Origin of the sequence: Actinomadura sp. NEAU-AAG7 (assembly GCF_018603865.1) — a bacterium.
GTDB lineage: Bacteria > Actinomycetota > Actinomycetes > Streptosporangiales > Streptosporangiaceae > Spirillospora > Spirillospora litoris.
On sequence record NZ_JAHFZY010000011.1, the window covers coordinates 1 to 14,169 of the forward strand.

General features: G+C 74.1%; 11 protein-coding genes. 6 read left to right on the forward strand and 5 right to left on the reverse strand.

The genetic code is table 11. The features are described from left to right. Both KLI87_RS36375 and KLI87_RS36380 read right to left on the reverse strand, forming a co-directional pair. The coding region (locus KLI87_RS36375) for an alpha-amylase family glycosyl hydrolase (protein WP_250904630.1) at window positions 1–314 on the reverse strand (314 nt) is incomplete at its 3' end. A 57-nt stretch (window positions 315–371) separates the two neighbouring features. Next, a complete protein-coding gene (locus KLI87_RS36380) occupies window positions 372–2,369 on the reverse strand; it encodes an alpha-1,4-glucan--maltose-1-phosphate maltosyltransferase (protein ID WP_214620670.1) in 1,998 nt (665 codons plus the stop codon). A gap of 260 nt (window positions 2,370–2,629) precedes the next feature. Here KLI87_RS36380 and glgP point away from each other — a divergent pair, with 260 nt between their 5' ends. Beyond that, window positions 2,630–5,224, forward strand: a complete 2,595-nt coding sequence (glgP, locus tag KLI87_RS36385; RefSeq protein ID WP_214620671.1) for an alpha-glucan family phosphorylase — start codon at window positions 2,630–2,632, stop codon at window positions 5,222–5,224. On the opposite strand, the gene KLI87_RS36390 is transcribed toward glgP, so the two are convergent. Further along, window positions 5,221–5,982: an SWIM zinc finger family protein gene (locus KLI87_RS36390; protein WP_156222803.1), complete on the reverse strand. Its 762-nt coding sequence runs from the start codon at window positions 5,980–5,982 to the stop codon at window positions 5,221–5,223. The two genes, glgP and KLI87_RS36390, sit on opposite strands and share 4 nt — an antisense overlap. Beyond that, window positions 5,982–9,062, reverse strand: a complete 3,081-nt coding sequence (locus tag KLI87_RS36395) for a DEAD/DEAH box helicase (protein ID WP_214620672.1) — start codon at window positions 9,060–9,062, stop codon at window positions 5,982–5,984. The genes KLI87_RS36390 and KLI87_RS36395 overlap by 1 nt, the downstream gene beginning before the upstream one ends. Window positions 9,063–9,200: 138 nt before the next feature. On the opposite strand from KLI87_RS36395, the gene KLI87_RS36400 reads away from it, so the two are divergent. Then, window positions 9,201–9,983, forward strand: a complete 783-nt coding sequence (locus KLI87_RS36400) for an enoyl-CoA hydratase/isomerase family protein (RefSeq protein WP_214620673.1) — start codon at window positions 9,201–9,203, stop codon at window positions 9,981–9,983. Window positions 9,984–9,999: 16 nt separating this feature from the next. On the opposite strand, the gene KLI87_RS36405 is transcribed toward KLI87_RS36400, so the two are convergent. After that, window positions 10,000–10,362 (reverse strand): helix-turn-helix domain-containing protein, encoded by a 363-nt coding sequence (locus KLI87_RS36405; protein WP_214620674.1) that lies wholly within the window; start codon window positions 10,360–10,362, stop codon window positions 10,000–10,002. Between the two features lie 97 nt (window positions 10,363–10,459). On the opposite strand from KLI87_RS36405, the gene KLI87_RS36410 reads away from it, so the two are divergent. From KLI87_RS36410 to KLI87_RS36425, 4 genes are all read left to right on the forward strand, one after another. Next, window positions 10,460–11,128, forward strand: coding sequence for an NADPH-dependent F420 reductase (locus KLI87_RS36410; protein WP_214620675.1), 669 nt, complete (start codon window positions 10,460–10,462; stop codon window positions 11,126–11,128). Between the two features lie 75 nt (window positions 11,129–11,203). Next, complete coding sequence (locus tag KLI87_RS36415; protein ID WP_156222795.1) at window positions 11,204–11,983, forward strand: SDR family oxidoreductase; 780 nt, start codon at window positions 11,204–11,206, stop codon at window positions 11,981–11,983. A 207-nt stretch (window positions 11,984–12,190) separates the two neighbouring features. Continuing rightward, window positions 12,191–13,141 (forward strand): acyl-ACP desaturase, encoded by a 951-nt coding sequence (locus KLI87_RS36420; protein ID WP_214620676.1) that lies wholly within the window; start codon window positions 12,191–12,193, stop codon window positions 13,139–13,141. A gap of 118 nt (window positions 13,142–13,259) precedes the next feature. Next, entirely contained in the window at window positions 13,260–14,141 is an 882-nt protein-coding gene (locus KLI87_RS36425; protein WP_214620677.1) for a serine/threonine-protein kinase, read from the forward strand. Window positions 14,142–14,169: the final 28 nt, after the last annotated feature.

Here is a 14,169-nt window from a genome sequence, read left to right on the forward strand (position 1 = left end):
GCTTGGTCGATGAGGTCGACGAAGTCGCCGAGGTCGCCGAAGTCGGGGAGGATGGTGGTGTAGTCGGCGATGTCGTAGCCGCCGTCGCGCAGGGGTGATTGGTAGATGGGCAGCAGCCATAGGCAGTCGATGCCCAGCCATTGCAGGTGGTCGAGTTTGTTGATCAGGCCGCGCAGGTCGCCGTAGCCGTCGCCGTTGGAATCGGCGTAGCCCCGGACCGACACCTCATAGAACACCGCCGTCTTGAACCAATGCGGATCACGCGGGGTCTCGGTGCGGAATGCGTCCGCGACCGGTTCGGAGAGGGTGGGCAGGGCCTCCTGCGGGATCTCGGAGGGAGGGTGTGGCTCGTGGGATCCGCTCAACTCTCGTCACTCTCCGAAGGTGAGGATGTGGGCGGGCTGTACGTGTGGATCCAGCCGGACGTAGTTGGATCGCCGCCAGGTGTAGGCGGCGCCGTCCAGTTGGTCGGTGACGGTGAAGGAATGGTCGGGGTCGTCGGGGAGTCCGAGTGCGGGCAGATCCAGATGGACGGTCGCCTCCCGTGCCTGGTGGGGGTTGAGGTTGACGATGACCAGGACCACGTCGCCCGCGTGCCGTTTGGAGAACGCGAGGAACTCGGGCTGGTCGATCGTGTGGAAACGCAGATTGCGGAGCTGCTGGAGCGCGGGGTGGGTGTTGCGGAGGGTGTTGAGCCGGGTGATGAGGGGCGCCAGGGTGTCGGCGGTGTCCCAGTCGCGGGGGCGGTACTGGTATTTCTCCGAGTCGCGGTATTCCTCGCTGCCGGGGCGGACGGGGATGTTCTCGCAGAGCTCGTAGCCGGAGTAGATACCCCAGGTCGGTGAGAGCAGCGCGGCCAGGACCGCGCGGATGACGAAGGCCGGGCGGCCGCCGTGCTGGAGGTATTCGTGGAGGATGTCGGGGGTGTTGGTGAACAGGTTGGGGCGCATGTAGGCGGCGGCGGGGCCGGCGAGTTCGCTCATGTATTCGCGGAGTTCGTCGGCGGAGTTCTTCCAGGTGAAGTAGGTGTAGGACTGGTGGAACCCGATTTTGGCCAGGGTGTGCATCATGGCGGGCCGGGTGAACGCCTCGGCCAGGAACAGCACGTCGGGGTGGGTGGCGTGCACGTCGGCCAGCAGCAGTTCCCAGAACGGGACCGGTTTGGTGTGGGGGTTGTCCACGCGGAAGATGCGGACGCCGTGGTCGATCCAGTGGTGCACGATCCGCCGCACCTCGGCGGCCAGTCCCTCGGGATCGTTGTCGAAGTTCAGCGGATAGACGTCCTGGTACTTCTTCGGCGGGTTCTCGGCGTAGGCGATGGTGCCGTCGGCGCGCGTGGTGAACCATTCGGGATGCTCGGTCACCCAGGGGTGGTCCGGCGAGCACTGCAACGCCAGGTCCAACGCCACCTCAAGGCCCTGGCCGTTCGCGTACTCGACGAACGCGTCGAAGTCGTCGAGCGTCCCGAGGTCGGGGTGGACGGCGTCGTGGCCGCCGTCGGGGGAGCCGATCGCCCAGGGCGTTCCCGGGTCGTAGGGTCCGGCGTCCAGCGTGTTGTTGGGGCCCTTGCGGTTCGTGGTGCCGACCGGGTGGACCGGCGGCAGGTAGACCACGTCGAACCCCATCTCGGCGATCGCGGGCAGCCGCTTCATCGCCGTCCGGAGCGTTCCGGACATCGGGCCGCGCCGCCCCATCGGGTCGAAGGACGCGCCCTCCGACCGCGGGAAGAACTCGTACCAGGAGCCGAACAGGGCGCGCTGCCGGTGCACGACCAGCGGGAACCACTCGGTGACGGTCAGCAGGTCGCGCAGCGGGTAGTGCTCCAGCGCCTCCGCGACGTCGGGGTCGCGGGCGGCCTCCATCCGCTCCGCCACCGGGGCGGTCCTGTCGGCGAGATGGCGGGCGAGCCGGTCGAGTGTGGCACGGTCCTTGCTCGGGACGCCGTCGGCCGCCCGGGCGAACAGCAGCGCCCCCTCGGCCAGCACCAGGTCGACGTCCTGGCCGCGCGGCACCTTGATCTCCGCGTCGTGCAGCCAGTGGGCGACCGGGTCGCCCCACGCCTCGACCCGGAACGCCCACGTCCCGGGCTCGGTCGGCGTCACCCGCGCCGTCCAGCGGTCCAGGCCCTCGCCGGTATCGCTCATCCGGACGCCGGGCAGCTTCTCGCCGTCCGGGGTCCGCAGGACCACGGCCGCGCCCAGCATCTCGTGCCCCTCGCGGAACACCGTGGCGCTCACATCGATCGTCTCGCCCGCCACCGCCTTGGCGGGCCAACCACCGCCCCCCACCACGGGGAAGACGTCGAGGATCGGTACTCGACCGAGCCTCGGAATGCCGGTTTTCTGGGAGTTTCCGGACTCGCCGCGCATGTGCCATCCCCTACCCGACCGGGACGCGTGAAACGTCCGGAGCGCGTGAACCCAGGTCTCACCGCCTCGCACTCTCCGCCGCCTCGTACTTTCCACCGGCTCGTACTTTCCACCGGCTTGGGCGAACGACCCGCCGATCGGGCGCCAGGGTCGGCGGACGGTCGAGCGCGGGCAAACGGCCGGCAGTGGAACGGGCCACCGGGTGAGGCTCGGGTCCCCGCCTCGCGTCCACCGGGGTGCCTCGCCTAGCGTGGAGTCGCGTGAAGGCAATCCGACGTTTCACGGTACGCACCGTCCTTCCCGAGCCGCTCAGGCCGCTTGAGGAGCTCGTCCTCAACCTGCGCTGGTCGTGGCACCACGAGACGCTCGACCTGTTCCGCGACGTCGATCCGGCGCTGTGGGAGGCCGTGGGCCGCGACCCGGTGCGGCTGCTCGGCGAGGTCGCGCCGGAGCGGCTCGCGCGGCTGGCCGCCGACCGCCGGTTCCTGCGCCGCCTCCACGACACGGCCGAGGATCTCCGCGAGTACCTGACCGCCCCGCGCTGGTACCAGGCGCGCGGCGCGGCGCCCGCCTGCGTCGCCTACTTCTCGCCCGAGTACGGGATCGCCGCCGCGCTGCCGCAGTACTCCGGCGGGCTCGGCATCCTGGCGGGCGACCACCTCAAGGCCGCCAGCGACCTCGGCGTCCCGATCATCGCGGTGGGGCTGCTCTACCGGCACGGCTACTTCTCGCAGTCGCTGGCGCCGGACGGGTGGCAGCTGGAGCGCTACCCGCCGCTCGACCCGAACGGGCTGCCGCTGACGCTGCTGCGCGAGCCCGACGGGACGCCGGTGCGGGTCCGCGTCGGCCTGCCGAAGGACCGCGAACTGCGCGCGCAGGTGTGGCTCGCGCGGGTCGGCCGCGTCCCGCAGCTCCTGCTCGACTCCGACGTCGAGGACAACGACCCCGAGGCCCGCGAGGTCACCGACCGGCTCTACGGGGGCGGCGGCGACCACCGGCTGCTCCAGGAGATGCTGCTCGGCATCGGCGGGGTGCGGGCGATCCGCGCGTACTGCCGGATCACCGGGCACGCCGAGCCCGAGGTGTTCCACACCAACGAGGGCCACGCCGGGTTCCTCGGCCTGGAGCGCATCCGCGAGCTGGTCACCGGGCACGGGCTGGGGTTCGGCGAGGCGCTGGAGGCGGCCCGCGCCGGGACGGTGTTCACCACGCACACGCCCGTCCCGGCGGGCATCGACCGGTTCCCCCGCGAGCTGGTCGCCCGCTACTTCGGCGGCGCGAACGAGGATCCGGACGTCCCCGTCGAGCACGTCCTCGCGCTCGGCGCCGAGGACTACCCCGGCGGCGACCGCACCGTGTTCAACATGGCGGTGATGGGGATGCGGCTCGCGCAGCGGGTGAACGGGGTCAGCGCGCTGCACGGCCGGGTCAGCCGCGAGATGTTCGGCGGCCTGTGGGGCGGGTTCGACACCGCCGAGGTCCCGATCGGGTCGGTCACCAACGGCGTGCACGCCGGGACGTGGGTGGCCCGGGAGGTCTTCGACCTCGCGGCCCGCGAGGTGCCCTCGGTGGTGGAGTCCTCGCGCGGCTGGGAGGGCGTGCTGGAGGTCGAGGGCGGCGAGATCTGGCGGGTGCGGCGGCTGCTGCGCGAGCGGCTCGTCGTGGACGCGCGGCGCCGGCTCCGCGAGGCGTGGCGGCGGCGCGGCGCGAGCGAGGCCGAGCTGTCCTGGACCGAGGACGCGCTCGACCCGGACGTGCTGACGATCGGGTTCGCGCGGCGCGTCCCGTCCTACAAGCGGCTCACGCTGATGATGCGCGACGAGCGGCGGCTGCGCGCGCTGCTGCTCGACCCCGACCGGCCCGTGCAGATCGTCATCGCCGGGAAGGCGCACCCGGCGGACGAGGGCGGCAAGCGGCTCATCCAGGACATCGTGCGGTTCGCCGGGGACGAGGAGGTCCGGCACCGCATCGTGTTCCTGCCCGACTACGACATGGCGCTCGGACGGCTGCTCGTGCAGGGCTGCGACGTGTGGATGAACAACCCGCTGCGGCCCCTGGAGGCGTGCGGGACGTCCGGCATGAAGGCGGCGCTGAACGGCGGTCTGAACCTGTCGATCCTCGACGGCTGGTGGGAGGAGTGGTACGACGGGCGGAACGGCTGGGCGATCCCGTCCGCCGACGGCCTCGCGAGCCCCGAGCGCCGCGACGAGCTGGAGGCCGCGGCGCTGCACGGGCTGATCGAGGACCAGGTCGCCGTCGCCTTCTACGACCGGGACGCGGCGGGCCTGCCGCGCCGCTGGCTGGAGATGGTCCGGCACACGATCGCGACGCTCGGGCCGAAGGTGCTCGCGTCCCGCATGGTCCGCGACTACGTGGAGGGCTACTACGGGCCCGCCGCCGCGTCCGCCCGCGCGATGGCCGCCGACGGCTTCGCCGGGGCGCGCGGGCTGGCGGCGTGGAAGCGGCGGGTCCGGGAGGCGTGGCCGCGCGTCGCCGTCGAGCACGTCGAGGGGAGCGGTGAGGAGTCCCCGCAGGTGGGGGCGCGGTTGGCGGTGCGGGTCGTCGTGGACCTCGGCGCCCTCGACCCCGGCGACGTCGCGGTGGAGGTCGCCTACGGCAGGGTCGATGACACCGACGCGCTGGTCGAGCCGTCCTACCTGGAGCTGGAGGCGGCCGGGCCCGCCGGGGACGGCAGGGTCCGCTACGCCGGGGAGGTGCCGCTGGCGCGCAGCGGCGCGTTCGGGTACGGGGTCCGGGTCGTCCCGAGCCATCCGGCGCTGCCGGTGCGCGCCGAGCTGGGCCTGGTCGCGCTGCCGCCCGCGCCGGAGGGGATGACGAACGGCGACCTGCGCTAGTCGTCGCGGTCCGGGGTCTCGGCGGCGAGGGCCTCGTAGGCGGGGGCCAGCACGTCCGGCAGGTCGCGGCGGCGGATCCGCACCGGCGGCGGCGTCGCGACCTGGAGCACGAACCCGGGCGGCACGGGCACGGCGCGGCGGCGCTCCCGCAGCCGCGCCAGCCCGGACGGCGGCGTCCAGAACCCGGTGGCCGACAGCGGCTCCGCTTCCATCTCGAACGGGTCGGGCTCCACCGCCGACTCCCGCCGCAGCGCCGCCAGCAGCTGCTCGCGGGGGCGGCCGTTCCACTCCAGCACGAGGAACGGGTCGTCGTCGAACGCCTCGGCCAGCAGGTACAGCACGGCCGCCGCGTGCTCGCACGGGTCGCCCCAGCCGGGGCAGCCGCACATCAGGTGCAGGTCGGCGGCCGTCTCGGGGAACAGCGCCAGCCCCAGCTCGGCGAACTGCCACTCGATCTCCGGCGGCAGCTCGCCCGCGAGCAGCCGCGCCCGGAACACCGCGTGGGAGGCGAGCCTCGCCTCCGCCGCGCGCCATCCCAGCGTGTCGATGCCCTCGGTGCCGACCGCCACGTCGTAGGGCTCGCCGTCGGGCCCGCGCACCTTCGCCGTCACCTCGTAGGGCCCGACCCGCAGCCCGGCGACCTCGCCGGTGCGCGCCAGCTCGCGTCCGGCCCGCAGCCGCTCCGGGTCGGCGCCGGTGTCCAGCAGCGTCGTGAACCGCCGCGACCACCAGCGCAGGCCGATCGGCACCTCGCCCATCAGTCGCTCACCGCCTCGGGGGAGAGCCGCAGCACGTCGCGCAGCTCCGCCACCGACAGCTCGGTCAGCCACTCCTCGCCGGTGCCGACGATCGTGTCGGCGAGGGCCTTCTTGCGCTCGATCATCTCATCGACCCGCTCCTCCATCGTCCCGACGCAGATGAACTTGCGGACCTGGACGTCGCGGGTCTGCCCGATGCGGAACGCCCGGTCGGTCGCCTGGTCCTCGACGGCCGGGTTCCACCACCGGTCGACGTGGACGACGTGGTTCGCGGCCGTGAGCGTCAGGCCCGTCCCCGCGGCCTTCAGCGACAGCAGGAACACCGCGGGCTCCGGGTCGCCCTGGAAGTGCCGGACGAGGTCGTCGCGCGCCTGCTTGGACGTGCCGCCGTGCAGCCACAGGACGGGACGCTCCAGCCGCGCCGCCAGATACGGCTGGAGCATCGAGCCGAACTCGGCGTACTGCGTGAACACGAGAGCCTTCTCGCCCCGCGCGACGACCTCGGCGCAGATCTCCTCCAGCCGCTCCAGCTTCCCCGAGCGGCCGGGCAGCCGCGAGCCGTCCTTGAGGAGCTGCGCCGGATGGTTGCAGACCTGCTTGAGCCTCGCCATCGTCGCCAGCACGAGCCCGCGCCGCTTGCGCGGCTCGGCCTCGGCGATCCGCGCGAGCATGTCGTCGACCGTGGCCTGGTACAGCGACGCCTGCTCGGTGGTCAGGTTGCAGTAGACCTTGATCTCCTGCTTGTCGGGCAGGTCGGAGATGATCGACCGGTCGGTCTTCAGGCGCCGCAGCACGAACGGCTGCGTCGCCCGCTTCAGCGCCAGCGCGGCCTGCTCGTCGCCCTCCCGCTCGATCGGGATCGCGAACCGCTCCCGGAACGCGGCGCGCGGGCCGAGCAGCCCCGGGTTCGCGAACTCCATGATCGACCACAGCTCGGTCAGGTGGTTCTCGACCGGCGTGCCGGTCAGCGCGATCCGGCTGCGCGCCGGGATGCTCCGCACCGCCCGCGCCTGCCGCGTCCCGCTGTTCTTCAGCGCCTGCGCCTCGTCGCAGACGACCCGTCCCCAGGTGAGGGCGGCGAGGTCATCGGCGTCGCGCGCCGCCGTGCCGTAGGTGGTGAGGACGAGGTCGGCGCCCGCCACGGCCCGCGCCAGCTCCGCGCCGCGCGGGCGGCCCGCGCCGTGGTGGACGTACACGCGCAGCTTCGGCGTGAACCGCGCCGCCTCCCGCTGCCAGTTCCCCACCAGCGACATCGGCAGGATCGCCAGCGTGGGGTCGGGGCGCGCGCCGCCCTCCCGCTCGTGGACGAGCAGCGACAGCACCGCGAGCGTCTTGCCGAGCCCCATGTCGTCGGCGAGCAGCGCGCCGAGGCCGAGGCCGTCCATGAACGCCAGCCACGCCAGCCCGCGCTCCTGGTAGGGGCGCAGCTCCGCGTCCAGCTCCTCGGGCGTCGCGAGCGGCGCGAGCCGCCGGTCGGCCTCGCCCGACAGCAGGTCGCCGAGCGTGCCGCCCGCGTCGACCTCGACCAGGGGCAGCGCGGCCTCGCCCGCGTGCAGGACCGCGCGGACCGCCTCGGCGGCGGGCATCCGGCCCCGGCGCGGGCGGCGCAGGAAGTCGAGCGCGGCCTCCAGCTGCTCCTCGTCCAGCTCGACCCACCGGCCGCGCAGCCGGACGAGCGGCGTCTTCAACCGGGCCAGCTCCTCCAGCTCCGCCTCGTCGACGCGTTCGTCGCCGATGGCGAGGTCCCAGCGGAACTTGACCATGCCCTTCAGGTCGAAGCCCGAGGGCGCGGCGGCGCCGGACGAGGCCTCCGGGTCGTCCGGGCGGGTGGTGAACCGCATGCCGAGCCTGGCCCTGCCCGCCCACTGCGGGAGCAGGACGCCGAACCCGGCGGCGGCCAGCATCGGCGCCGCGCGCCGCAGGAACCGGAACGCGCCCGCCGTGTCGAGGAGGAGCCCGCCGGGCTCGGGGTCGTCGAGCGCGGGCGCGAGGTCGGGGAACAGCCGCAGCGCGCGGCCGAGGCCGTCGAGCAGCGTCTCCTCCGCGCCTGTGACCGACGTTGCCTCGCCCGCCCACACCGTCGCGGCGGGCACGTACAGGCTCGGGTCGTCGATGCCCTGGAGCGCGAACTCGACCCGCCAGGCGTCCTGTTCCTCGGCGCCCTTCGCGCCCTTCTCGCCCGGCTCGGGCTCGAACTCCTCCGCGCCCGGCTCGGCGAGCCGGAAGCACACGCGCAGCGGGCCCGACGGGCGGCGCGCGGCGGCGGCCCACGCGTCCAGCTCGGCGATCAGTTCGGCGGAGTCGTCGCCGGGCTCGCGCGCCACGTCCGGCGCCGGGCCGGTCAGCGCCTCCACCCAGCGTTCGGCGAGCGGGATCCGCTCGGGCGCCCTGCCCCGGCGCGGCGGCAGCAGCGGGTGCGGCACCACGCCGCGCACGGCGGTGTCGACCAGGCCGTGCAGCGCCTCGCGCAGCACCTCGGCGGCGGGCCGCCCGCCGTCGGCCGCGCGGCACGCGGCGGGCATCGCGGCGGCCAGCTCCCGGAAGCGCGGCGGGTCGTCGATGACGGGACGCCAGCGGGCGACGAGGTCGCCGTCCTCGCGCAGCAGCGCGGGCAGGACCTGGCCGCGCCCGGTCAGGTGGACGGCCTCGTCCGCGAGCAGGCACAGGAACCGCAGGTCGCCGCCGGGGACGACGTCGCCGCTGTGCTCGGCGGCCTGGAGCAGCGCCATCGCGGGGAACGGCTCAAGCACGAGCGCCGGGACCCTCCAGGGCCGCAGCTCCGGCTCGCCGTCGATGGGCTCGGGCCCGAGTTCGGCGGACGGCAGCGGGTGATCGCCGTGTTCCCGGTCGACGCGGGTCGGGAGCGACATCGTCAGCTCGACGCGGGCCGCGCCGCGCACGAGCGGCTCGTAGGAGGTGCCGGAGAAGTCGCGGGACGCGAACGGATGGACACCGGGGACGGGATCACGCGCAGGTGCTGCCTGCGGGGGGACGCCCCCCGGCTCCTCCCGGAGCCGCCTGGTGCGTTCGGCCCACAGACAGAGCGCACCGCCGTGCCAGGTGGCGTGGGCGACGAGCATGGTCCCCGAAGCTACCAGCAGCCTCGGACGTTTCCGCGCGTCACCGTGGCCCGCCCCTCCTCCGGCGCCCCCGTGGATCACGCGGACGCCCGCTGGTTAGGCTCGGTGCGTTCGCCGCCGAGTTCGAGGAGGGTCGCCGTGGGCGAGTTCGTACGGGTCGAGGTCGAGGACGGGATCGCGACGATCAGGCTGGACCGCCCGAAGATGAACGCCCTGAACTCGGCGGTGCAGCGCGAACTGATCGACGCGGCCCGCCAGGTCACGGCGGACGACGCCGTCGCGGCCGTCGTCCTGTACGGCGGGGAGCGGGTGTTCGCGGCGGGCGCGGACATCAAGGAGATGGCGCCGATGTCGTTCCCGGAGATGTCGGCGGGCCTCTCGCACCTCCTCCAGGACTTCGCGAAGGCGCTCGCCGCGATCCCGAAGCCCGTCATCGCCGCGATCACCGGGTACGCGCTCGGCGGCGGCCTGGAGCTGGCGCTGACCGCCGACTTCCGGGTCGCGGGCGAGGGCGCGAAGGTCGGGCAGCCCGAGATCCAGCTCGGCGTGATCCCCGGCGCGGGCGGCACGCAGCGGCTGGCCCGGCTGGTCGGCCCGGCCAAGGCCAAGGACCTGGTGTTCTCCGGACGGCACGTCGCGGCCGAGGAGGCGCTCGCGATCGGGCTCGTCGACCGGGTCGTCCCCGACGCCGAGGTCTACCCGGCGGCGCGGGAGTGGGCGGCGACGTTCGTGGGCGGCCCCGCGGTCGCGCTCGCCGCCGCCAAGCGGGCCATCGACGCGGGCCTGGAGGTCGACCTCGACACCGGCCTGGAGATCGAGCGGCAGCACTTCGCCTCGCTGTTCGCGACCGAGGACCAGGCGAACGGCATGAAGAGCTTCATGGAGGAGGGGCCGGGCAAGGCGACCTTCACGGGCCGCTGACCGCCGCGCCCTCCCGCTACCGGCCGCGCTCCTGCGCGGCCAGTACCTCGTCGGCGTGCCGTTCGGTCCAGCGGCCGAGGGCCGACAGCGCCTCCAGCAGCCCCCGCCCCGGGCCGGTCAGCTCGTACTCGACGCGCGGCGGCGCCTCGGCGTAGCGGCGTCGGGTGACCAGGCCGTTCTGTTCGAGGCGCCGCAGCGTCCCGGTGAGGACCTTGTGGCGGATGCCGCCGATCCGCGCCTGCAACTCGCCGGGGCGCAGCGGGCCGTCGCGCAGCGTCCAGAGCACGACGCCCGTCCAGGTGCCCGACAGCACGTCGAGGGCGAGCCGGGTCTGGCAGTCGGCGCCGAACGCGCTCGTCGGGAGATCTGTGGTTCGCATGGGTATCGCCGACATCCTGCCCTCCCCGATACGCACCGGGCGGTGCGGAACGGACCGCCTAGCGTCCCGTCCGACGGTAATCGAACGGGAGGTCGTCATGCGTATCGGAGTACTCGGCGCGGGCAACATGGCGGACGCGCTCGCCACACGGTGGGCGCGCGCGGGCCACGAGGTGCGGATCGGCGCGCGGACGCCCGCGAAGGCGGTCGCGCTGGCGGAGCGGATCGGCGCCGGGGCCGCCGGCGGCGGGATCGCGGAGGCGGCGGCGTTCGGCGAGGTGGTGCTGCTCGCCGTCTGGTACGAGGGCGTCCAGGACGTGCTGCGCGAGGCCGGGCCGCTCACGGGACGGGTGCTGATCGACTGCGTCAACCCGATGGAGCCGCCGTTCGAGCGGCTGAAGACGGGCGAGGGCCCCTCGGTGGCGCGCCGGATCGCCGACGCGAGCGGGGCGCGCGTGGTCAAGGCGTTCAACCTGGCCCACGAGAGCGTGTGGCGGATGGAGCCGCCGTCCTTCGGGGGGCGCCCGCTCGGCGTCCCGCTGTGCGGCGACGACCCGGCCGCGCTGGCCGCCGCGCGCACGCTCGTGGCCGACCTCGGCTGCGTCCCGCTGGACGGCGGGGGCCTGGAGCGCGCCGCGCTGCTGGAGGCGACGGCCGCGTTCCTGGTCGGCCTCTGGGCGGCCGGCGAGGACCCGGCCACGATGATCACGCCGGTGGAGTACGCGGGCGGGGACCCGCGGCGCACCTCGGAGCCCGCGGACGCGTAGGCGCCTCGCGAACCTCCTTCACGATTTGGTCGAGCGGCCGTGGCGGGCGGGGCGCCGCGGCTAGCATCGGCCGCCATGCGAGCGGCCACGAGACAGGCGTACCGATCCGCGCTGGTGACCGGCGCGTCCGGCGGGATCGGCGCGAGCTTCGCCCGGCTCCTCGCGGCCCGGGGCGCCGACCTCGTGCTCGTGGCGCGCCGCCCCGGACCGCTGGAGGAGCTGGCGCGCGAGCTGGTCGAGCGGTACCGGGTCGCGGTGGAGGTGGTCGCCGCCGACCTCACCGACGGCGCGCGGTGCGCGGAGGTCGAGCGGCGGCTCCGCGCCGACCCGGTGGAGCTGCTGGTGAACAACGCGGGACGCGGCGCGCCCGGCGCGTTCGCCGGCCTGCCGCTGGAGGACCACCTCGCCGGGATCGAGCTGAACGTGACCGCGCTCGTGCGGCTCACCCACGCGGCGCTGCCCGGCATGGTCGGCCGGGGCCGGGGCGGTGTGCTCAACGTCGCGTCCATGGCGGGGCTCGCGCCGTCCCCGGGCGGCGCCAGCTACGGCGCGACGAAGGCGTTCGTGATCGCCTTCTCCGAGAGCCTGCACGCGGAGGTCGCGGCCGAGGGCGTGCACGTGACCGCGCTGTGCCCCGGCTTCACCCACACCGACGACGGCGCGCCGCCCCATCCGCTGTGGCTGCGCCGCGACGCCGTGGCCAGGGCGGGGCTGGACGCGGTCGAGGCCGGACGCGCGCTGTCCGTCCCGGGAGCCCAGTACAAGGCGGCGCTGCCCGCGCTGCGGCTCGTCCCGAGACCGCTCCTCAGGGCGGCGGCCGGACGCGTGTGGCAGCAGGTCGCGGGCGGAGGGTGACGGCCGGGCGCCGAGGTCTTCGCCCCGATCTACAAAACAAGCACGGTCCCGCTTGTGAGGCCGCCGCCTTGACGGGGTCCCGCCCCGCTGGCGACGATCGAACCTACGCTTGAGTAGGTTGCGTGTCGGGCCTGCTCGGCGAGCTGATCAGCGCGCCGCGGGCACGGCGGCGCGCCCGGTAGTCCCGTCGTCCAGTGAAGGAACGGTATGTCCGTCACCCCCGAAGACAAGTTCCAGACCGGCCTGCTGCTCGACCTGGAACAGGTGGTCGAGAAGGAGCTCGACCGGCACATGTCGATGGCCAAGGAATGGTTCCCCCACCAGTACGTGCCCTGGGGCCAGGGACGCGACTTCGACGGCCCGCTGGACGGCGAGGCGTGGTCGCTGGAGCAGTCCAAGCTGAGCCTGGAGGCGCGCGAGTCGCTGATCGTCAACCTGCTCACCGAGGACAACCTCCCCGGCTACCACAACGCGATCGCCACCGTCTTCGGGCGCGACGGCGCCTGGGGCACCTGGGTCAACCGGTGGACGGCCGAGGAGAACCGGCACGGCATCGTCATCCGCGACTACCTCACCGTGACCCGCGCCGTCGACCCGATCGCCTTGGAGCGCGCCAGGATGCTCCACATGGAGACCGGCTACGAGCCGACGCACGGCGACTCGTTCCTGCACGGCGCCGCGTACGTGGCGTTCCAGGAGCTCGCGACCCGCGTCTCGCACCGCAACACCGGCCGGGCCTCGGGCGACCCGGTCTGCGAGCAGATGATGGCGCGCGTCGCGGCCGACGAGAACCTCCACATGATCTTCTACCGGAACCTGCTCGGCGCCGCGCTGGAGCTGGCGCCGAACGAGACGATGCGGGCGATCACCGACGTCGTCAAGGCGTTCGAGATGCCCGGCGCGGGCATCGAGGGGTTCATGCGCAAGTCCGTCGTGATCGCCAACGCGGGCATCTACGACCTGCGGCTGCACCACGACGACGTCCTGACGCCGGTCCTGCGCAAGCTGGGCGTGTTCGAGCTCACCGGCCTGGACGGCGGCGGGGAGAAGGCGCGCGAGGAGCTGGGCGAGTTCCTGGCCCACCTCGACGCGTCCGCGACCAAGTTCGAGACCCGCCGCGAGGAGCGCCGCGCCCGGAAGGCCGCCCGCGAGGGCTGATCCGGGGGCGTTCGCGATCCTTTCGTGACCGTTCCGGGGGAACGGGAACGCGCTGGGTGACGTCAAACGGGGCTCGGCCACGGGGAACGCGAGCCCGATTTCCGGCGTCAAAAGGGTCATGGGAACGCATCGGCGGCTGGCCGGGTATCGGTTGCTGGACGAGATCGGCCGGGGGAGCACCTGCGTCGTCTACCTGGCGATGGACGCGACCGGCCGCGAGGTCGCGGTCAAGGAGCTGCTCCCCGGCCTCGCCGCCGAGCCGGAGGCGATCGCGCGGCTGGCGCGCGAGATGTCCGCGCAGGCGCGGGTGCACAGCGACCACGTGGCCCGGCTGCTGGACGGCCGGGTCACCGCCGACCGGCCCTACGTGGTCATGCAGTACGTGCCCGGCTGCCCGCTCGGCGACCTGGTCTCCGACTACGGGCCGCTGGAGGGGGACCGGCTCGCCCGGTTCGCGCGGCGGCTCGCGCTCGCGCTCGCCGACGTGCACGACGCGGGCGTCCTGCACCGCGATGTCGCGCCCGGCAACGTGATCGTCCTGGGCGACCGGCCGACGCTGATCGACTTCGGCATCGCGCACGAGTCGGGCATGGAGCAGATCACCCGGCGCGGCATGGTGGTCGGGACGCCCGCCTACCTCGCGCCCGAGCTGATCGAGGGCGAGCGCGCCACCACCGCGTCCGACGTGTTCTCCTGGGCGTCCACCGTGGCCTACGCCGCGACCGGCCGGCCGCCGTTCGGGCGCGGTTCGCTGCACGGCGTCTGCTTCCGGATCCTGCGCGGCCAGGTCGACCTGGACGGCGTGCCCGAGCCCGTCGCGGGCCTGCTGCGGCTCGCGCTGCGGCGCGACCCGTCCCGCCGTCCCGCCGCGCGGTGGTTCGCGGGCGCGCTCGCGCCGCGTCCCGGCGACGCGGCAGGCGGTGCGCACAGGGGTGCGCACGGCGGGGGGCAGGCCGGAGGCGGAGGCGGGCGCCAGGGTGGCCGAGGGCGGGCGGCCTGACATGCTCCTGGGGTCCTGTTCGCCCGGT